General features: G+C 68.9%; 19 protein-coding genes. 4 read left to right on the top strand and 15 right to left on the bottom strand.

The annotated features are described in order from the left end of the window. Positions 1-31: 31 nt before the first annotated feature. Entirely contained in the window at positions 32-742 is a 711-nt protein-coding gene (locus RAC81_RS01015; protein WP_375080584.1) for a YcnI family protein, read from the top strand. 126 nt (positions 743-868) lie between these two features. Beyond that, positions 869-2491: a Mur ligase family protein gene (locus RAC81_RS01010; RefSeq protein ID WP_375080583.1), complete on the top strand. Its 1623-nt coding sequence runs from the start codon at positions 869-871 to the stop codon at positions 2489-2491. 21 nt (positions 2492-2512) lie between these two features. Here the strand turns inward: RAC81_RS01010 and dxr are convergent, their stop codons facing one another. Together dxr and RAC81_RS01000 are read right to left on the bottom strand one after the other, a co-directional pair. Beyond that, positions 2513-3595 (bottom strand): 1-deoxy-D-xylulose-5-phosphate reductoisomerase, encoded by a 1083-nt coding sequence (dxr, locus tag RAC81_RS01005; protein WP_375080582.1) that lies wholly within the window; start codon positions 3593-3595, stop codon positions 2513-2515. 38 nt (positions 3596-3633) lie between these two features. Continuing rightward, a complete protein-coding gene (locus RAC81_RS01000) occupies positions 3634-4617 on the bottom strand; it encodes an FKBP-type peptidyl-prolyl cis-trans isomerase (protein WP_375080580.1) in 984 nt (327 codons plus the stop codon). Between the two features lie 124 nt (positions 4618-4741). Between RAC81_RS01000 and RAC81_RS00995 the strand changes: the two genes are divergently transcribed. Beyond that, on the top strand, positions 4742-5521 hold the full coding sequence (locus tag RAC81_RS00995) for a lysophospholipid acyltransferase family protein (protein ID WP_375080579.1): 780 nt from the start codon (positions 4742-4744) through the stop codon (positions 5519-5521). A 34-nt stretch (positions 5522-5555) separates the two neighbouring features. Here RAC81_RS00995 and RAC81_RS00990 read toward each other — a convergent pair whose 3' ends face one another. Next, on the bottom strand, positions 5556-6047 hold the full coding sequence (locus RAC81_RS00990) for an OsmC family protein (RefSeq protein ID WP_375080578.1): 492 nt from the start codon (positions 6045-6047) through the stop codon (positions 5556-5558). A gap of 80 nt (positions 6048-6127) precedes the next feature. On the opposite strand from RAC81_RS00990, the gene RAC81_RS00985 reads away from it, so the two are divergent. Further along, positions 6128-7123, top strand: coding sequence for an asparaginase (locus RAC81_RS00985; RefSeq protein WP_375080577.1), 996 nt, complete (start codon positions 6128-6130; stop codon positions 7121-7123). Positions 7124-7170: 47 nt separating this feature from the next. On the opposite strand, the gene RAC81_RS00980 is transcribed toward RAC81_RS00985, so the two are convergent. The 12 genes from RAC81_RS00980 to atpB form a co-directional block, all read right to left on the bottom strand. Further along, the gene (locus tag RAC81_RS00980; RefSeq protein WP_375080576.1) at positions 7171-9924 is read right to left on the bottom strand and encodes an FtsK/SpoIIIE domain-containing protein; all 2754 of its coding nucleotides are present in this window, start codon (positions 9922-9924) and stop codon (positions 7171-7173) included. A 58-nt stretch (positions 9925-9982) separates the two neighbouring features. Continuing rightward, positions 9983-10780: a PP2C family protein-serine/threonine phosphatase gene (locus RAC81_RS00975; protein WP_375080575.1), complete on the bottom strand. Its 798-nt coding sequence runs from the start codon at positions 10778-10780 to the stop codon at positions 9983-9985. Positions 10781-11008: 228 nt separating this feature from the next. Next, complete coding sequence (locus RAC81_RS00970) at positions 11009-11830, bottom strand: large exoprotein (RefSeq protein WP_375080573.1); 822 nt, start codon at positions 11828-11830, stop codon at positions 11009-11011. Between the two features lie 120 nt (positions 11831-11950). Beyond that, positions 11951-12697 carry a YaaA family protein gene (locus RAC81_RS00965; protein WP_375080571.1) on the bottom strand — a complete coding sequence of 249 codons (747 nt, stop codon included), beginning with the start codon at positions 12695-12697 and terminating at the stop codon, positions 11951-11953. A 76-nt stretch (positions 12698-12773) separates the two neighbouring features. Next, positions 12774-13034 carry a F0F1 ATP synthase subunit epsilon gene (locus tag RAC81_RS00960; RefSeq protein ID WP_375080570.1) on the bottom strand — a complete coding sequence of 87 codons (261 nt, stop codon included), beginning with the start codon at positions 13032-13034 and terminating at the stop codon, positions 12774-12776. Positions 13035-13036: 2 nt separating this feature from the next. Further along, positions 13037-14491, bottom strand: coding sequence for a F0F1 ATP synthase subunit beta (atpD, locus tag RAC81_RS00955; RefSeq protein WP_096714665.1), 1455 nt, complete (start codon positions 14489-14491; stop codon positions 13037-13039). A gap of 22 nt (positions 14492-14513) precedes the next feature. Beyond that, on the bottom strand, positions 14514-15410 hold the full coding sequence (locus RAC81_RS00950; protein WP_375080568.1) for a F0F1 ATP synthase subunit gamma: 897 nt from the start codon (positions 15408-15410) through the stop codon (positions 14514-14516). 19 nt (positions 15411-15429) lie between these two features. Continuing rightward, a complete protein-coding gene (gene atpA, locus RAC81_RS00945) occupies positions 15430-17070 on the bottom strand; it encodes a F0F1 ATP synthase subunit alpha (protein ID WP_375080566.1) in 1641 nt (546 codons plus the stop codon). Between the two features lie 47 nt (positions 17071-17117). Beyond that, positions 17118-17909 (bottom strand): F0F1 ATP synthase subunit delta, encoded by a 792-nt coding sequence (locus RAC81_RS00940; RefSeq protein ID WP_375080565.1) that lies wholly within the window; start codon positions 17907-17909, stop codon positions 17118-17120. Continuing rightward, positions 17909-18466, bottom strand: coding sequence for a F0F1 ATP synthase subunit B (locus tag RAC81_RS00935; RefSeq protein WP_375080564.1), 558 nt, complete (start codon positions 18464-18466; stop codon positions 17909-17911). The genes RAC81_RS00940 and RAC81_RS00935 overlap by 1 nt, the downstream gene beginning before the upstream one ends. 27 nt (positions 18467-18493) lie before the next feature. Further along, positions 18494-18730, bottom strand: a complete 237-nt coding sequence (atpE, locus tag RAC81_RS00930) for an ATP synthase F0 subunit C (RefSeq protein WP_067115091.1) — start codon at positions 18728-18730, stop codon at positions 18494-18496. 45 nt (positions 18731-18775) lie between these two features. Then, the gene (atpB, locus tag RAC81_RS00925; protein ID WP_096714670.1) at positions 18776-19558 is read right to left on the bottom strand and encodes a F0F1 ATP synthase subunit A; all 783 of its coding nucleotides are present in this window, start codon (positions 19556-19558) and stop codon (positions 18776-18778) included. Positions 19559-19615 lie beyond the last annotated feature (57 nt).

The raw sequence follows: 19615 nt of genomic DNA, 5'->3' as shown, positions 1-19615 counted from the left end.
GCCCCGCATCCGAGCAATCAGGAGTATCAGCATGCGTTCTTCCCTCACGCCTTCCTCGTCCATCACCCGTCCCCGCGTTCCGCGCCGCACCCTCGCGGTCGGTGTCGCCGCCGGAGCCGTCCTCGCGATCGCCGTGCCTGTCATGGCCAGCGCTCACGTCACCGTCAGCCCTGACGAGCTCGCCGCGGGGGACCACGGCGTGCTCACCTTCGCGTTCTCTCACGGGTGCGAGGAGTCGCCGACCACGTCGCTGCGCATCACGATGCCCGACGGCCTCGCCTCGGTCGCTCCGACCGCTGACAGCGACTGGACCATCGACGTCGAACGCGGGGACGACGGCCTCGTGAGCGCCGTCACGTACACCGCGGTGACGCCGGTGCCCAACGGGCTCCGCGGAGCTGTGAGCATGGGGATCGGCCTCGACGAGGACAGCCCCGAGACCCTCGCCTTCCCGGTCGTGCAGACCTGCGAGACCGGGAGCACGGAGTGGACGCAGCTCGCCGAGGACGGCGAGGATCCGCACAGCCTCGACGCACCGGCGCCGGTCGTGCACGTGGGCGCCGCGAGCGGCGAGCACGCCGGGCATGGCACGGCGGCCGGCGAAGACGATGCTGCGCCGGATGCCGACGCCGGAGACGCCGCGGCATCCGATCCGACGGGCATCATCCTCGGGTCGGCCGGGCTCGTAGCCGGGCTCGCCGCACTGGTCGTGTCGGTGCTGGCGTACCGCCGCAGGGCCTGACCCGCCACCGGGCCGGATCCGTCCGGTGCGTCCCCTCCGGAGCATCCACGAGGGGGCGCATCGGGGCGTCCACCCACCGCGCCGCACGCGGGGTCGGCGGGTGAGCCGTGAGATCATGGACGCGACATGTCGATTGAACAACAACCGAGCCTGCCTCCCGTGCTCCGCCCCGCGACCCCGCCCCGGCGCGAGCTGTCCGAACTCGCCTCCCGTTTCGCCGAGGCGGTGCACGGAGACCCCACCGGTGTGACCCTGACCGGGATCACTCTGGCCACCGCCGATCTGCGGCCCGGCGAAGCCTTCGTCGCCATCCGAGGCGTGAACCGTCACGGCGCCGAGTTCGCCGAGACCGCCGCTGCGAAGGGCGCCGTAGCGATCATCACCGACGCGGTCGGCGCCGAGATCTCGGCATCCGCCGGGCTCCCGGTGCTCGTGGTGTCGGACCCGCGCGGCATCCTCGGCGATCTCAGCGCCTGGGTCTACGGCACCGGTGCCGGCGACCCGCTGCCCCTCCTGTTCGGCACCACGGGAACCAACGGGAAGACCAGCGTCTCGCACCTGCTGGAGGGCATCCTCGACCAGCTCGGCGTCGTCACGGGTCTGTCGTCGACCGCCGAGCGGCACATCGCCGGCGAGGTCATCGTGTCGCGCCTCACGACCCCGGAGGCATCCGAGATGCACGCCCTCCTGGCGCTCATGCGCGAGCGGCATGTGGAGGGCGTCGCCGTCGAGGTCAGCGCGCAGGCCCTCTCACGGCACCGCGTCGACGGCATCCGCTTCGACGTCGCCGGGTTCACCAACCTCAGCCACGACCACCTCGACGACTACGCAGACATGGAGGAGTACTTCGAGGCGAAGCTGCCCCTCTTCCGTCCCGACCGCGCCGTGCGCGGCGTGGTCTGCATCGACTCCCCGTCGGGAGCCACGGTCGTCGAGCGTGCGGAGATCCCCGTCGTCACCGTCGGAACCCCGGCGATCGCCGCCGACCCGGAGTCGTCATCGGGCGCCGACTGGGTCGTCTCCGTCGACGATGAGCGCGCCTCCGGCACGACGTTCACGATGACGGGCCCTGCGGGCACCCTCACGACGACGGTGCCGGTCATCGGTCCGCACATGGCGGCGAACGCCGCCCTGGCGATCGCGATGCTGCTCGAGGGCGGGTACGCCTGGGACCGCATCGTCGCCGCTCTCGATCGCGACGGCGGCATCCGGGCCCATCTTCCCGGACGCACCCAGCTCGTCTCCGGCGACCGGGGTCCGGCCGTGTTCGTCGACTTCGGACACTCGCCCGACGCGTTCGAGAAGACGCTCGCCGCCGTGCGTCGTGTCACTCCGGGTAAGGTGCTGATGCTTTTCGGCGCCGACGGCGACCGGGACGCGAGCAAGCGCTACGACATGGCCCGTACCGCCGTCGAAGGCAGCGACATCCTCGTCGTGACCGATCACCACCCCCGCTTCGAGGACCCCGACTCGATCAGGGCCACCCTCGTCGCGGGCGCGCGGGCCGCGCGACCCGAAGCGGAGATCCATGAGTACTCGCCGCCCGAGCGCGCCATCGAGGCGGCTGTGGCGATGGTCGGCGAGGGCGACGCGATCCTCTGGGCAGGACCGGGACATCAGGACTACCGTGACATCCGCGGCGTCCGCACTCCGTACTCCGCCCGCGAACTCGCGCGACGTGCCCTCAAGGCCGCCGGCTGGCCGGTGCCGGATTCTGCGTGGCCGGTGCCGTACCCCGCCGAGGGCTGACCTCGTCTGGACGCCGAACGGTCAGACGCGTGCGATCAGCGCGTCGGCCGTACGGCGCGCCCACGATTCCGCCTCGGCAAGCGTCTCGACCGTGAGCGACGACGGGGGCTCGTGGGCGTCGACGACGCGCGAGATCGTGTCGACGATGCCGAGGAACGTCAGACGGCCCTCGTGGAACGCCGTCACGGCCTGCTCGTTCGCCGCGTTATAGACGGCGGGGAACGTCGCGCCCGCGCGGCCGACGGCCTTCGCGAGATCGACCGAGGGGAACGCTTCGTCGTCGAGCGGCTCGAAGGTCCACGACGCTGCCTTCGTCCAGTCGAGCGGGCGGCCGACGCCCCCGACGCGGTTCGGCCAGTCGAGACCGAGCGAGATCGGCAGCCGCATGTCGGGCGGCGACGCCTGGGCGATGGTCGATCCGTCGACGAACTCCACCATGGAGTGCACGATCGACTGCGGGTGCACGACGACCTCGATGTCGTCGTAGGCGATGTCGAAGAGCAGGTGCGCCTCGATGACCTCGAGACCCTTGTTCACGAGCGTGGCGGAGTTCGTCGTCACCATGCGGCCCATGTCCCACGTGGGATGGGCGAGAGCTTCCTGCGGGGTGACCTCCGTCATCTCCGCGCGAGAGCGGCCGCGGAACGGGCCTCCGGATGCCGTGACGACGAGCCGTCGGACCTCGTCGTGCGTACCGCTGCGGAGAGCCTGCGCGATCGCGGAGTGCTCGGAGTCGACCGGGACGATCTGGTCGCGCTCGGCGGCGGCGAGCACGAGCTCTCCACCCACGATCAGCGACTCCTTGTTCGCGAGCGCCAACGTGCGCCCGGCTTCAAGCGCCGCGAGAGTCGATCCGAGCCCGATCGAGCCCGTGATCGCGTTGAGGACCACGTCGGCGTCGACATCGCGTACGAGCTGCTCCGCTTCGGCCGCCCCGAGAGCAGTGTCTTCGACCTGGAAGCTCGCCGCCTGCTCCGCCATCAACTCCGCGTTCGAGCCTGCGGCCAGACCGACGAGCTCGAAGCGTCGGGGGTTGGCCCGGATGACGTCGAGCGCCTGCGTGCCGATGGAACCGGTGGAGCCGAGGACGATGATGCGACGCATGGAGCCAGCCTATGGCACCGCCTCGGCCCGCCCCGGGGTTACGGAGCCTGCTCGAGCGGGGTGGTCGCGAGGATGTCGACGACGAAGACGAGCGTCTCGTTCTGCAGAGCGTTGCCCTCGGACGCGCCGTAGCCGTCCTTCGGGGGCATCGCCACGACGACCTGGGAACCGACCGTCTGGCCCTCGAGAGCCATCTTGAAGCCCGTCACGACTCCGGTCGTCGGGAACTGGGCAGGCTCCGCGTCGCGGCTCCAGCTCGAGTCGAACTCGCTGCCGTCCGACCACTTCACTCCGCGGTACTGCACGGTGACGAGGTCGCCCTCGCCGACGGTCGCGCCGTCGCCCTTCTTGAGCACGGCGACCTCGGTCTCGGTCGGCGCGTCACCGTCGGGGATCGTGATGGTCGGAGCGCCGGCGTCGTCGAGTTCGACCGTCGGGAAGCCGTCGGTGGGCTCCTGGTCGGCGCCGGAGGCAACCGTCGGCAGCTCGTCGATGGTCTCGACGTACAGCACGCTCGCGTTGGCGCCCTCCTGGGCTGCGGGGAGGGTCAACACGACGCTCGACCCGACCGGCAGGCACTCCGCTGCGACCGTGAAGACCGTCGACTGCGTGGGGTCGACCATCTGCTGGGGCTGCTGCACGGCGAGAAGAGCGCCGAGCACGCCGTCGGGGCCGCGCTCGGAGGTGCTCAGCACCTCGTTGGTCGTGGCGTCGACGAGCTGGTAGCGCAGCGACACGAGATCGCCCGGGTGCACCTCGTCGCCGTCTCCCTCGGAGATCACGGTGCGCTGAGCCTCGGTGAACTCGGTGCCGGAGGGCACGGTGACCTTCGCATCGGCGCCGGATCCCTCGACCGTGACCGCGTCCGAACCGGCGCCCGAGGCGAGGTCCGCGAGACACGAGCTGTCGGGCGCGGACGTCGGGTCGGCGGTGGAGTCGGGTTCCGCGTTGCCGGCGCAGCCTGCCAGAAGCAGGGTCGCCGCGGCGACGGTGGACAGGACGATGAGCGGACGCTTGCGCACAGTGAGACCTCGAGATCGCGGGCGGGACACCTCATCATGCCCCATGGCCCTTTGTCCGCGCTGGGAGGCGCGCGCCTGGAGCTTCATTCCCGGCAAGGCATGAATCCGGAGGTAACCTGCTCTGATGACGTCAGAGCAGTCCGTCGAGCCCGATTCCTCGCCAGCGGAGTCGGAGCAACCCCGCCACGCAGGTTTCACTTACGCTCTCGGCCGCAGCCTGATCAGTCCGCTCGCCCGGGTCGTCTACCGTCCTCGCATCGAGGGCCGCGAGAACGTGCCGCGCACGGGTGCCGTCATCTTCGCGAGCAACCATCTGTCGTTCATCGACTCCATCGCGATCCCCGTCGCCGCGCCTCGCCCGGTGCACTTCCTCGCGAAATCCAGCTACTTCGAGGGAACGGGCCTGAAGGGCTGGCTCGGCAAGACCTTCTTCGAGTCGATCGGCGCGATCCCCGTCCGCCGCGGCGCTGGACAGGCTGCTCTCGATGCCCTCGATCTGCAGCGCCAACTGCTCGACGACGGCCTCGCCGTCGCCCTGTACCCCGAGGGCACCCGCTCGACGGACGGTCGCCTCTATAAGGGACGGACGGGCGTCGCGTTCCTCGCCCTGCAGACCGGTGCTCCGGTCGTCCCCGTCGGGTTGATCGGCACGGACAAGGTCATGCCCGTCGGCGCCAAGCTCCCCACGGTCAAGGAGCGGATCACCGTGCGCTTCGGCGCCCCGCTCGACCTCTCGCCGCACGGCCCTGCCTCGAGCGGTCGCGCTCGTCGCCTCGCGACCGACGAGATCATGGCCGCGATCCACGCGCTCTCCGGTCAGGAGCTCGCCGGTGCCTACAACGAGGCCCCGGCGCAGAACACGATCGAGAAGATCAAGCAGGTCCTCCCCCACGAGCGCCGCTGACGCTCTCCGGATTCGTCAGGACGCGCCGGCGTCATCACGCCTGCGCAGTGACCGTGGCCTCGTGCCGGACGGGGAAGTTCATCGAGTTCGCGATGAAGCACCACTCGTTGGCCTGAGCGTGCGCCCGCTCAGCTGCCTCGATCATCGACGCATCGGCCACGACGACTTCGGGGCGCAGCATCACCTCGACGAATGCACCGCCTCCCGCGCCGTTCTCCCGCATGAGGCCCGATGCCGTATCGCGATACGACACCACGACGACTCCCGCGGTGACGCACGCGTGCAGATAGGACAGCAGATGGCACTCGGACAGAGAGGCGAGCAGGAGGTCCTCCGGGTTCCATCGCGAGGTGTCGCCGCGGAACGGCTTGTCCGATGAGGCGAGGATGTCGGGCTTGCCCTCGACCTCGAGGGTGACGTCGCGTCGGTAGTCGCGGTATCCGCTGGTGCCGGTTCCGGTGTTCCCGGTCCACGTGGAGGTGAGGGCGTAGCGGTGCTCGCCGAGAGCCACGGATCGATCTGCCATGGCCTCAGTCTGCCAGCAGGGTCCGACATCGCGCTCCGACCGGCGATCGGAGCGCGATGCGGCGACGATATCCTTGAGTGGTGCCCGAGACTCTCACCGTTCAGGATTCCGTGGAACTAGCCGTCGTCGAGCGCAGCGGATTCGTCGAGTCCCGCCATGCGGGCGCCGCGGTCGTGCTCTCCCCCGACGGCGAGGCCATCGCCCGGTACGGCGACGCAGACGCGCTGATCCTCCCCCGATCGAGCCTCAAGCCGCTGCAGGCCGTCGCGTGCATCACGGCGGGCGCCATCCTCGAGGGCGAGCAGCTCGCACTGTCGACGGCGAGCCACGTCGGCACAGACCGGCACGCGGCAGTGGTGCGCGACATCCTCACCGAGGGCGGGCTCACCGAGGACGACCTGGAGTGCCCCGTCGCCTGGCCGACGGACACGGCCACGCGTGACGCGATGGTGCGCGAGCACGACCAGCAGGCGCGCATCCGCATGAACTGTTCGGGCAAGCACGCGGCCATGCTGCGTGCCTGCGTCGCCACGGGGTGGCCCACGAAGGGCTACCTCGACCCGTCGCACCCGCTGCAGATGCACATCCGTGAGGTGGTCGAACGTCTCACGGGCGAGAAGATCGCGCACACCTCCATCGACGGATGCGGTGCCCCCGTGCACGCGCTCACGCTCACGGGCCTGGCCCGCGCCATTCACCGCATCGGCAGCGCTTCTGACCGCTCGCCTTTCGCTCTGCACCGCGTCGCCGGTTCGCTCGTGCGTGCGGTGCGCGAGCACCCCTGGACGATCGAGGGCCCGGGACGACCCGACACGATCGCGATCGAGACGCTCGGCGTCTTCACGAAGGGCGGCGCGGAAGGCGTCATGGTCATGGTCGCGCCGGACAACACCACCGTGGCTCTGAAGATGCTCGACGGCTCGGCACGCGCGTCGACGCTCGTGGCGGCTACCCTGCTGCAGCGCGCCGGGGCCCTGACGGACGACGATCTGACCAGACTCACCGCCGCACTGTCGTTGAGCGTCCTCGGTGGAGGCGTCGAAGTCGGGGCGATCCGCGTGTCCGCCCGACTCTGACAGCAGAGCCGGCCCCAGCGCTCCGGTCATGTCCACCCGTAGCGCTGTCACGAGACGAGACCGTCGAGAACGAACCGCCTCGGTTGCTCCGCCCCGATGACCGACCACACCCGCCCGGCGTGAAGCCGAGCGTAGGGCGGCAGGTCACGCACACCGACGAGATGACGCAGCTCGGGCGTGTTCTCCGCCCGCACGAGCACTTCCCCCTCCTCGCGCAGCCGTTGCCAGAGCATCCGGTGGCGCTGCCAGACCTCCGGTTCGTCGACCAGGATCGTTGGCACGGACTCGCCCCGCGGCGTCGTGGTGAGAGGACCGTCGTCGGCTCTCGTGACCGTCCAGTCGGGATGCGCCCGCCGGAGGGCGTCGACCACCGACGCCGCGCCGCCGGTCACGATCGCGGTCAGTGACCGGGACGGCGACCAGGCGCGCGCGCCCCGAGCGGCCCGTCGTGACGGCGCCGGGAGGGCCTGTTCGGGAGTCCAGGCGAGCTGCACCTCGCGACCGTCGATATGCGCGCGCCCCGGCGGAGCATCGCGGGCGAATGTCGACGGATCGCCACCCGCCGCCACATGCTCGGCGCGACTCGGCAACTGGAGCACCGCGCGGCGCGGCAGCAGCTCGAGGAGACGGGTCGCCGGGCCTCCCCATCGTGAGGCACTCATCACGACCGTCGCCGCAGCCTCACCGCGGAGCAGGCGCTCCCATGCCTGGACGAATGCAGCCGCGTACTCGGCCGGTAGTGCGCCGAGCAGCGCGTCGATGTCGTCGCAGAGGATCAACGACGGACGCGGAGACGGATGTTCGACGAGGCCGACCACGACGTCCCACGCCGACTCGGGATCGGCGGGTATCCGGAACGCGTCGTCTCGTTGCGCGGCGAGCATGCGCAACGCGGTCGTCCGCCCTGAGCCGCTCTGCCCGATCACGGCTATCCCCCGCTCCTCCCCGGGACGAAGCAGCTCGAGGGGCTGGCGCTGCCTAGCGGGATCATCTGCACGGCCCAGGACGATCGCACCCGCCGGTGCATCCGCGTCGAGCTCGGCCAGAGGGATCATCGCCGGAAGCGCGGGGAGCCAGGGGCTGGCGGGACGGGACGCCTTCGGCCACGCGCGCGCCACGTGCGCGACGTCGCCGCTCGACGTCAGCGCGACGCGCAGAGCGCTCGGTGCGTCGTCGCTCGGCCGTCGCACGAACGCGAGTCCGCGCGACTCGAGCCCTCCGGTGATGCGGGCCGCGTCGTCGGTCCCGATCACGGCGCGGCTGTCCGACGCCTCGCCGACGCGCAGGCTCACGCGCAGGGGGCAGTTGGCCGCCAGCGCGTCGCGGACCACCCCCGTGGCGCGCTGCGTGCCCAGGATGAGGTGCATACCGAGGGCACGACCCCGGGCAGCGATGTCGGTGAAGACGGCGGCGAGCTCGGGGTGCTCCTGCAGCAGAGCCGCGAACTCGTCGATCACGATGACGAGACGCGGCATCTGCACGTCGCGTACGTCTCGGGCTCCGGCGCGAGCGAGCACAGCCTCGCGACGACGGAGTTCTGCGGTGAGACTGGTGACGCCGCGGACGGCTTCTGCTCCGTTCAGGTCGGTGATGACTGCGACGACCTGGGGCAGCGTGCGCAGCGCATCGAAGGCCGTGCCTCCCTTGAAGTCGGCGAGCACGAACACCACGTCCTCCGGACCGTGCAGCGCCGCGATCGCCGTCACCCAGGTGACGAGGAGCTCGCTCTTGCCCGACCCGGTCGTTCCCGTCACGACGGCGTGCGGACCGTCCTCGACGATGTCGACGACCACATCTCGTCCGCTATCGCGTCCTATGGCGGCGCGAAGTCCGTGAGCCGCACGGACTTGCACGAGGTCCGCGAACGCCACCGCCCCGGGAATCACCTCTCGCGGTGCATCGTCGATGATGAGGGTGCCTCCGATCACGGCAGCCTGCTCGACGGAGAGGTACTCCGGTGCCACCTCCGAGACGCCGTCCGGAGTGCGCAACGATGCCAAACCCGACCCGGCGAGGTCCACGACGGCCGCCACCCCCTCGGGCACGGGCGCGTCCGCAACGAGCAGCCACACCACGGCATCCGCATCCGGACATCGGTCTTCCGCGCTGATGATGCCGAGGCGGAAGGCGCCGTGCCTCGGGGAATTCGCCTGCGGAAGGGACCCGAGTCCCACTCTCGTGACCGCCTCGCCGACCACGGCCAGCTGAGTGGTCCCGAAGCGCAGGCAGAGCTGCACGACGAGCGCGCGAACCATGGCAGCCGCGCAGATCCGGTCGCCACGCACAGCCAGCCCGGCGCCGAGCGGCACCGAAATAGGTGCACGATCGACCACGGCGCATCGACGGCGGAACTCCCTGGCCCGTTCTCCGTCGTCTCCCGAGGCTCGGAGCTCGCTGGGTCGCTTGCCGGCGCCGACGACGACCGCCGTGGACGCGTCGAGAGCCGTCGATGTACGGAGCGGCGGGGAAAGCACCGCCGCCGCGACATCGGGCTCGCGATGCCAGTGACGCGTGCGCTCATCGGCATGCCGTTCAGCGAGCTCCTCCTCCGCCCGGTGCCACCCGTTCTCCCAGACGGCCGCGCCCTGCGCCGTGGCCTTGCGTCGCGACCGTCGACCCTCGATCAGGGAGGCGCCGATCATGAGAGGCCCCAGCGCAGCGAAGCACAGCGAGTACACCGATCCGGTGACGAGCCAGAGCACGATTCCGGCCGCCACAGGGATCAGAGCGGCGAGGAACGGGATCGGCTGCTTGGGAGGCGCCGTCGGCGAAGCGGGCAACGAGATGGGCAAGGAGTCCATGCTCCCAGTCGACACCCTGTGACATGCCGATCCGGCACTGTCCACAGGGGGCGAGCGACTATTCGGAGATGTCCGATTCCGTGGAGGAGGAGTCGTCGTCGACCTGGACGATGACGAGCGTCACGTTGTCGCGTCCGCCGTTCTCCAGGGCCGCGTCGAGCATCGCACCGACGGCCGCTGCGGGGTCGGCGTTCTCCCGCAGGAAGTGCTGGATGCCATAGTCGGTGAGTTCCTTGGTGAGGCCGTCCGAGCAGATCACGAAGCGATCGCCGGCGCGGACGTCCACCGTGACGTAGTCGGGCGGTGTCAGCTCGCTCGCGCCCACCGCTCGCGTGATGACGTTGCTGTACGGGTGCCCCTCAGCCTCCTCGGGGCTGATCTTGCCCGCGGCGATGAGCTCCTGCACGACCGAGTGGTCGGTCGTCACCTGGATGAGACGGTCGTCACGAAGGAGGTAGACGCGCGAGTCGCCGATGTTCAGCGCGACCCAGCGCGGCTGCTCATCGTCGAGCTCGAGGAAGACACCGGTCAGCGTCGTCCCTGTCCCTTCGTCAGTGGCTTCGGGGTGATCGGCGATGTCACCGACCGCGAGCTCCAAGGCGCGCTCGATCTCGTCGCGCTGGACGGGACCAGCGGTCACCATCGCCTCGAGTCGCTTGATGGTGCTCTGGCTCGCGATCTCTCCGCCCGCATGTCCGCCCATGCCGTCGGCGACGATGAAGAGCGGGTACTCGGCGAAGAAAGCGTCCTGATTCGTCTCGCGGCGGCGTCCGACATCGGTGACGCCGGCCCACGACACCACGAAGGGATGCCGCGAAACAGTGACGCTGTGCGTCTTCGTCGTCGTCTCAGCCACTCGTCGCCTCCGAAATGCCTCTGGGTCGGGCCGCCCCAGGGTACTCACACATCGTAGTGGACGCCGCTACGCTCACACGCGCACCCCGGGGTCTTCCGGAAGCACCGACACGGCGCTGAAACGCGAGCATGCCTCCACGCTATCGTCTCCCGCCGACCATCACGCCACCTCGGGACGCGGAAGAGCCTCCGACGGGGTCGGAGGCTCTTCGTGCACCACGGCGTCGGATCAGGCCGGGGGCTGCGTGGGATTCGTCGGCGGAGCCGGGGGCGCAGCCGGCGGAGCGGTCGGCGGAGCCGGCGGCACCTGCGGTGCAGCAGGCGGAGCGGACGGCGGTGCCGGCGGCACGTCGGGGTTCGACGGCGCTGCGGGAGGGGCGTAGCCGGGCTGCGCGGGCGGGGTGTAACCCGGCTGCTGCGGCGGAGCGTAGCCGGGCTGGGCCGGCGGAGCGTAGCCCTGCTGGGGCTGACCGTAACCCTGCTGGGGCTGACCGTAACCCTGCTGGGGCTGACCGTAACCCTGCTGGGGCTGGCCGTAGCCGGGACCCGCGACCGCGCTCGGCTGGGTGGGGACACCGTCCCAGACCGTCTTGTCGGCGAAGAAGCCGTTGCCGGCCCACGGCGCCGGAGCGATGTTCGGGTTCCAGCGCGACTTGTCGAACGCGTTGATTCCGAGCCACACGATGCCGAGGAGCACCCAGAGGATCACCCAGACGGCGTCCTTCTGCAGCTTGAGGCCGATCCGCCAGGCTGCGAGTGCCAGCACCACGGCGAGTGCGATACCCGTGAGGAAGTTGAGGTAAGGGATGAGTGAGAGGCCGATCGCGATCAGCACGACCCACGGCGAGAGGTCTCCGAGCTTCGCGAAGACCATGTAGTTGTACACCGGCACCCACGCGCGCCACTTGCCCTGCACGCCTGCCTTGTCGAAGATCTTCATCAGGAAGAAGGCGACGAGGACGTAACCCACGATCGCGATGAGGAAGCCCACGAGCGCAAGAATGCCGAAGACGGCTGCGGCACCTGGCCCGTAATAGTAGTCGTCGTACATGATCCCCTCCGAAATGGGACTGATGGGGGCGCTGGCCGCGCCGCGTCACCCACCATATCGGTGCGCCGATATCGCGGGCAACGACACACGCGGGGAGAAATCCCCACGTGTCAGCGGGCGTCATTCCGCGACGACGAGCTCCAGGGTCCCCTGATCCGATCCCTCCCGGAGCACGACCCCTCGCGACTCCGCCCACGCCCGGAGCGCGCGCAGCGAGCGAATCCGCGGTCGATCCTCCGCGAGGGTTCGCACGAGCATCCCCTTCGACTTCTTGTTGAAGTGATTGAGAGCCTTTCCGTGCTCGGTCACGACGCGCACGTAGGCCGAGTCGACGTCGGCCGGAATCGGCCCCAGCGCGACGTACGCCTCGCTGCGCAGGTCGAGCACGAAGACCGGCTCCTCGCTCGCGATCGCCGCGCTGGTCGCCTCCGCCCAGTGCCGTCGCAGCGGCGGGATGCCGGGAAGCGACGTCCCGGCCGCCAGTCGATAGGCGGGGATGCCGTCGAGGGCGCCGACCGGACCGAACGGCGCCGAATGGATCCACACGTGCGACGCGAGCCAGCGTCGGGATGCGGCCGGCAGGGAGGTCGCGTCGAGCGCGTCGTAGAGCACCCCGGTGTAGCGGTCGACGGCCGGCATGGTCGGAGCGGCGAGCAGTTCGCGGTTGTGCGCGATCTCGCCCACCTGCTTGTCGCTGAGCTTCAGGACGCGCTGGGCCTCGTCGGGGTCGCTCGCAAGGCGGACGAGGGCATCGGCAACCGCCCGACGCTCCTCGTGCAGCTCGGGAAGGGCGAGCCCTCCCAGGTCGAGCGGCGCGCCGGTGCCTCCCTGACGCTTGGTCTCCGAGGGCGGGAGCAGGATCTTCATGGCGCCTCCGCGGGCACAGACGCGTCCGCCCCGGCACCGAGGACGGTTCCGAGGCGGACGCGATGGTTGTTGCTGATCAGGAGATGAGGGCGGCGTTGCCGGCCACGATCGTCAGGTCGTTCCCCTCCATGGAGAGGAATCCGTCCTGCGCGTTCGCGAGCACCTTCGTCCCGTCGGTCTGGGTGATCCGGACCTGGCCCTCGGCGAGGATGGCCAGCACCGGCTCGTGGCCGGACATGAAGCCGATCTCGCCCTCGACGGTCTTGGCGACCACGAGGCTCGCCTCCCCCGTCCAGACCTCCGCGTCTGCGGAGACGAGGCTGACATGGAGCGCCATGGTCAGCCGTTCTCCTTCTGGATCTTCGCCCACTGCTCCTCGACGTCGGAGATGCCACCGACGTTGAAGAAGGCCTGCTCGGCCACGTGGTCGAAGTCGCCGCGCGTGATCGCGTCGAACGACTCGATCGTGTCCTTCAGCGGCACGGTCGAACCCTCGACACCCGTGAACTTCTTCGCCATGTAGGTGTTCTGCGAGAGGAACTGCTGGATGCGACGTGCACGCGACACGACGATCTTGTCTTCCTCGGAGAGCTCGTCGACACCGAGGATGGCGATGATCTCCTGCAGCTCCTTGTTCTTCTGGAGGATCTGCTTGACCGTGGTGGCGACGCGGTAGTGGTCCTCGCCCAGGTAGCGGGGGTCCATGATGCGCGACGTCGAGGTCAGCGGGTCGATGGCCGGGTACAGACCCTTCGACGCGATCTCACGGGAGAGCTCGGTCGTCGCGTCGAGGTGCGCGAAGGTCGTGGCCGGAGCCGGGTCGGTGTAGTCGTCGGCCGGCACGTAGATCGCCTGCAGCGAGGTGATCGAGTGACCGCGCGTCGAGGTGATGCGCTCCTGCAGGAGGCCCATCTCGTCGGCGAGGTTCGGCTGGTAGCCCACGGCAGAAGGCATGCGGCCCAGAAGGGTCGACACCTCGGAACCGGCCTGCGTGAAGCGGAAGATGTTGTCGATGAAGAGCAGCACGTCCTGCTTCTGCACGTCGCGGAAGTACTCCGCCATCGTCAGAGCCGAGAGGGCGACGCGCAGACGCGTCCCCGGCGGCTCGTCCATCTGGCCGAAGACGAGGGCCGTCTTGTCGAAGACGCCTGCCTCCTCCATCTCGTGGATGAGGTCGTTGCCCTCACGCGTGCGCTCACCGACACCGGCGAACACCGACACACCACCGTGGTCCTGCGCGACGCGCTGGATCATCTCCTGGATGAGGACGGTCTTGCCGACACCGGCGCCACCGAACAGACCGATCTTTCCACCCTGCACGTACGGCGTGAGGAGGTCGATCGACTTGATGCCGGTCTCGAACATGGTGGTCTTCGACTCGAGCTGGTCGAAGTTCGGCGCCTTGCGGTGGATGGGCCAGCGCTCCGTGACCTCGATGGTCTCACCGGGCTCGCCGTTGAGGACCTCGCCGATCACGTTGAAGACCTTGCCCTTGGTGATGTCACCGACGGGGACCGAGATGGCCTCGCCCGTGTCGCGGACCTCCTGGCCGCGGACGATGCCGTCGGTCGGCTTCAGGGCGATGGCACGAACCAGGTCGTCGCCGAGGTGCTGAGCGACCTCGAGCGTGATCTCGGTCGACTCGTCGCCGATGGAGATCGTTGTCTTGAGGGCGTTGTAGATGTCGGGGATCGAGTCGTGCGGGAACTCGATGTCGACAACCGGACCGTTGACGCGTGCGACGCGCCCGACGACCGCGGTCGCCGGCTGGTCAGCCGTGGCGGTGGTGGTCATTTTCGTCTCTTTCCTGATGGTCTTAGCTCGAGGCGAGTGCGTCGGCGCCGCCGACGATCTCCGCGATCTGCTGCGTGATCTCCGCCTGGCGCGCGTTGTTGCGCAGACGGGTGTAGTCGGTGATGAGCTTGTCGGCGTTGTCGCTGGCCGACTTCATCGCCTTCTGCGTCGCGGCCTGCTTGGCGGCAGACGACTGCAGAAGCGCGTTGAAGACGCGGCTCTGGATGTACACCGGCAGGATCGCGTCGAGAACGGTCTCGGCATCCGGCTCGAACTCGTACAGCGGGTAAACGGTGCTGCCCGCTTCCGAGTCGTCGGCTTCCGTGATCTCCAGCGGCAGCAGACGCACGGACTCCGGCGTCTGCGTCATCATGCTGACGAAGCGGTTGTACACGAGGTGGATCTCGTCGACGCCGCCCTCGTCCGCGCCGCGCGAGAAAGCCTCGAGCAGCGTGGCCGAGATCTCCTCCGCCGTGTGGAACGACGGGGTGTCGGTGTCGCCCGTCCACTCCGCAGCCGCCTCGATGCGACGGAACTGGAAGTACCCGACGGCCTTGCGGCCGATGAGGTAGAACACCGGTTCCTTGCCCTGCTCCCGCAGGAGCGAGGCCACCTCGAGACCCTCACGGAGGATCTGCGAGTTGAAGGCTCCGGCGAGACCGCGGTCCGACGAGAAGATCACGACCGCGGAGCGGCGGATGTTCTCGGGCTCACGGGTGAGCGGGTGGTCGACGTTCGAGTGCGTCGCGACGGCCGACACAGCCCTCGTCACGGCCCGCGCGAAGGGGCTGGACGCCTTGACGCGTGCCATCGCCTTCTGGATGCGCGAAGCCGCGATGAGTTCCATCGCCTTCGTGATCTTCTTGGTCGTCTGAGCAGAAGAGATCTTCTGCTTGTAGACCCTGAGTTGAGCGCCCATGAATCAGTTCCTCACGCGATTACGCGCGACGACCCTTGACGATCTTCTCCTGGTTGACGTCCTCGGCCTCGGCCGCAGCGTGCTCCTCGTGGCCCGGGGCGCCGATGGCGTTGCCCTTGCCGCCCTGGAACTCCAGGATGAAGGCATCCGTCTGCTTCTCGAGCTCTGCGACCGTGGCGTCGTCGAGGACGTTGGTCTCGCGCAGAGTGTCGAGCACCGAGGTGTTACGACGCAGGTAGTCCAGGAGCTCGCGCTCGAACCGCAGCACGTCCTCGACCTCGATCGAGTCGAGCTTGCCGTTGGTTCCGGCCCAGATCGACACGACCTGCTCCTCGACGGGGTACGGCGAGTACTGCGGCTGCTTGAGCAGCTCGGTCAGACGTGCACCGCGCGAGAGCTGACGACGGGAGGCGGCGTCGAGGTCGGAGGCGAACATCGCGAAGGCCTCGAGCGACCGGTACTGCGCCAGCTCCAGCTTCAGCGTTCCGGAGACCTTCTTGATCGACTTGACCTGCGCGTCACCGCCGACTCGCGAGACCGAGATACCCACGTCGACCGCGGGACGCTGGTTGGCGTTGAAGAGGTCGGACTGCAGGAAGATCTGGCCGTCGGTGATCGAGATCACGTTGGTCGGGATGTACGCCGACACGTCGTTGGCCTTCGTCTCGATGATCGGGAGACCCGTCATCGATCCGGCACCGAGCTCGTCGGACAGCTTCGCGCACCGCTCGAGCAGACGCGAGTGCAGGTAGAAGACGTCACCCGGGTAGGCCTCGCGGCCCGGCGGACGACGGAGGAGCAGCGACACGGCGCGGTAGGCCTCGGCCTGCTTCGACAGGTCGTCGAAGATGATCAGGACGTGCTTGCCGCCGTACATCCAGTGCTGGCCGATGGCCGAGCCGGTGTAGGGGGCGAGGTACTTGAAGCCGGCGGGGTCGGATGCCGGAGCGGCCACGATCGTGGTGTACTCCAGAGCGCCGGCCTCTTCGAGCGCGCCCTTCACCGAAGCGATGGTCGAGCCCTTCTGGCCGATCGCGACGTAGATGCAGCGGACCTGCTTGCTGACGTCGCCCGACTCCCAGTTGGCCTTCTGGTTGATGATCGTGTCGATCGCGATGGCCGTCTTGCCCGTCTGGCGGTCGCCGATGATCAGCTGACGCTGACCGCGGCCGACGGGGATCATGGCGTCGATGGCCTTGATGCCGGTCTGCATCGGCTCGTGCACCGACTTGCGCTGCATGACGCCGGGGGCCTGGAGCTCGAGCTCGCGGACGCCCTCCGTCGCGATCGCGCCGAGGCCGTCGATCGGGTTGCCGAGCGGGTCGACCACGCGGCCGAGGTAGCCGTCGCCGACGGGGACTGAGAGGACCTCGCCCGTGCGGGTGACTTCCTGACCCGCCTCGATGCCGGTGAAGTCGCCGAGGACGACGACGCCGATCTCGTGCTCGTCGAGGTTCAGCGCGAGACCCTTGGTGCCGTCCGCGAAGGTCACGAGCTCATTCGCCATGACGCCGGGCAGTCCCTCGACGTGGGCGATGCCGTCGGCCGCGTCGATGACGGTGCCGACCTCGGTCGCCGCAGCCCCGGTGGGCTCGTATGCCGCGGCGAAGTCCTTCAGCGCGTCACGGATGACGTCGGGGCTGATCGATAGTTCTGCCATTGTCTTCCCTTTGTATCTGGGTGCGCGGTTCCCCGCGCGAAGTCGTGTTAGCCGGCGAGCTTCTGGCGAAGATCGGCGAGACGGGCGGAGATGCTTCCGTCGATGACGTCATCGGCGATCTGCACGCGCAGGCCTCCGACGACGGCGGGGTCGATGACCTCGTTGAGCGCCACGGTTCCTTCGTAGCGACGCGAAAGCGCGTCGCTCAGCCGGGTGCGCTGAGCCTCGGTGAGCGACTTCGCGGTGTAGACCGTGGCGACGACGCGGTCGCCCTGGCTGGCCACGATGCGCATAGCGCGGGACAGCAGCTGGCGCACGCGACGCTCGCGAGGCTGACGCACCAGCGACGAGACGATCAGCGCGGTGGAGGCGCTGGTCGCTCCGCCTGCGAGCAGACGATCGATCAGCGAGCCCTTGGCGTCCTCTCCCCCGAGCCGGCTGCCGAGCGCGAGCTCGAGCTCCGGGTTGGCCGCCACCACGCGGGTGAAGCCGAAGAGCTCCCCCTCGATGTCGGCCTCGGGGTCGGCGAGTGCCGCGGCGCGGATGGCGAGCTCCTCGATGCCGTCCGTCAGCTCGGAGGCCGACGACCAGCGCTCGGCGACAGCCGCCTTGAGAACGCTCTGCGTGTTCTGCGAGAACCCGCCGAACACCGCTGCGACGACGTTCTGTCGCGCCACGGCCGCGGCCGCGGGGTCGGCGAGCGCGCCGCTCAGCTGGGACGACTCGGCCACGGCGCGGGCGGCTGCGAACAGCTCCTGCGCCGTGTCGAGGGTGACGTCCGTCGCTGCGGCAAGCGCCTGAGTGGATGCCGCGAGTGCCTGAGTGGTCGCGCTGCCCATTACTGAGCCGCCTTCTCGGATGCTTCGAGGTCGGCGAGGAAGCGGTCGACGACGGCCGTCGCGCGCGCATCGTCGGAGAGGGTCTCTCCGACCACGCCGCCGGCGAGGTCGATCGCGAGCGTGCCCACCTCGCTGCGGAGCGAGACGAGAGCGGTCTGACGCTCGGCCTCGATCTGCGAGTGCGCTGCGGCGGTGAGGCGAGCGGCCTCGGCCGTCGCGGTCTCTTTGGCCTCTGCGACGATCTTCTTGCCGTCCTCACGGGCGGCCTCGCGGATCTCTCCGGCCTCGGTGCGAGCCTCGGCGAGCTGACGCGTGTACTCCTCGAGCGCGGCCTCGGCCTGCTTCTGAGCCTCGTCGGCCTTGGCGATGTTGCCCTCGATCGCAGCGGAGCGCTTGTCGAGCATCGCCGTGAAGCGGGGAAGAGCGACCTTCCACACCACGACGAGGATGACGATGAACCACAGGCCCGACCAGATGATGTCGTACCACGCGGGGATCAGCGGGTTGTGCGCCGCCTCACCCTCAGCCGCGAGGTTCGTGACAAGAGCGTTCAGCATCCTGTCTCCTTCAGAAGTCGGTTCGGATTACGGGAAGGGGATGAATCCGACGGCGATGCCGACGAATGCAAGCGCCTCGGTGAAGGCGATACCGATCCACATGAGGACCTGCAGGCGACCGGCCAGCTCGGGCTGACGGGCGACGCCCTCGATGGTCTTGCCGACGACGATGCCCACACCGATGGCCGGGCCGATGGCTGCGAGGCCGTAGCCGACCGCCGCGATGTGACCGTTGATTTCAGCGAGAACCGTAGTAGCGTCCACGGGTTTTTCCTTTCGTTGGGTGGGAAGGCAGTTTTGCCGACCCGCTCAGTGCTCTTCTGCGACCGCGAGCTGGATGTAGACCGCGGTGAGGACGGTGAAGACGTATGCCTGCAGGACGGCCACCAGGATCTCGAAGAGGGTGAAGGCGCCGCCGAAGGCGAGGGTTCCGATACCGAGAGCGGCCCAGCCGCCGCCAGCGGTGAAGAAGAAGAACTGGGTGGCCGCGAAGCACAGCACCAGCAGCATGTGACCGACGACCATGTTCATCAGGAGTCGGAGCATCAGCGTGACCGGACGGATGATGAACGTCGAGAGGAACTCGATCGGGGTCACGATGAAGTAGACCGGCCACGGCACACCCGAGGGGAACAGCGCGTTCTTGAAGAAGCCGCCGGGGCTCTTCTTGATACCGGCGTAGATGAAGGTGACGTAGCTCACGAGGGCGAGCGTCAGCGGCACCGCCGCGATACTCGTTCCCGCGATGTTCAGGAACGGGATGATGCCCGTGATGTTCATGAACAGCGTCATGAAGAAGATCGTTGTGAGGATCGGCAGGAACCGGTTGCCGTCCTTGCGGCCGAGCAGGTCGTGCGCGATGCCGCCGCGGACGAAGTCGAGGCCCATCTCGACGACGCTCTGGAAGCGGCCGGGGACCACCTTCATGCGGCGCGTGCCGAGGACGAGCAGCAGGACGACGACGATCACCGAGAGCAGCTGCACCAGGTGGATCCGGTGCACGGGGATCCCGGCGACGGTGAAGAGGATCTCCGGGAAGAACTCGTCGATCGAAGGTCCGTGGAACTCGCCGTCGGAGGCAAGTCGGGGCATCAGGGTCGCAGCAAGATTAAACAGCGCGGGCTCCAGCTTCGGGGCACCGGATCGGAC

It is taken from the genome of Microbacterium sp. CR_7 (assembly GCF_041954755.1).
Lineage (GTDB): Bacteria > Actinomycetota > Actinomycetes > Actinomycetales > Microbacteriaceae > Microbacterium.
Note: the sequence above shows the minus strand (reverse complement) of the source record. Positions and strands in the feature narration are given on the sequence as shown.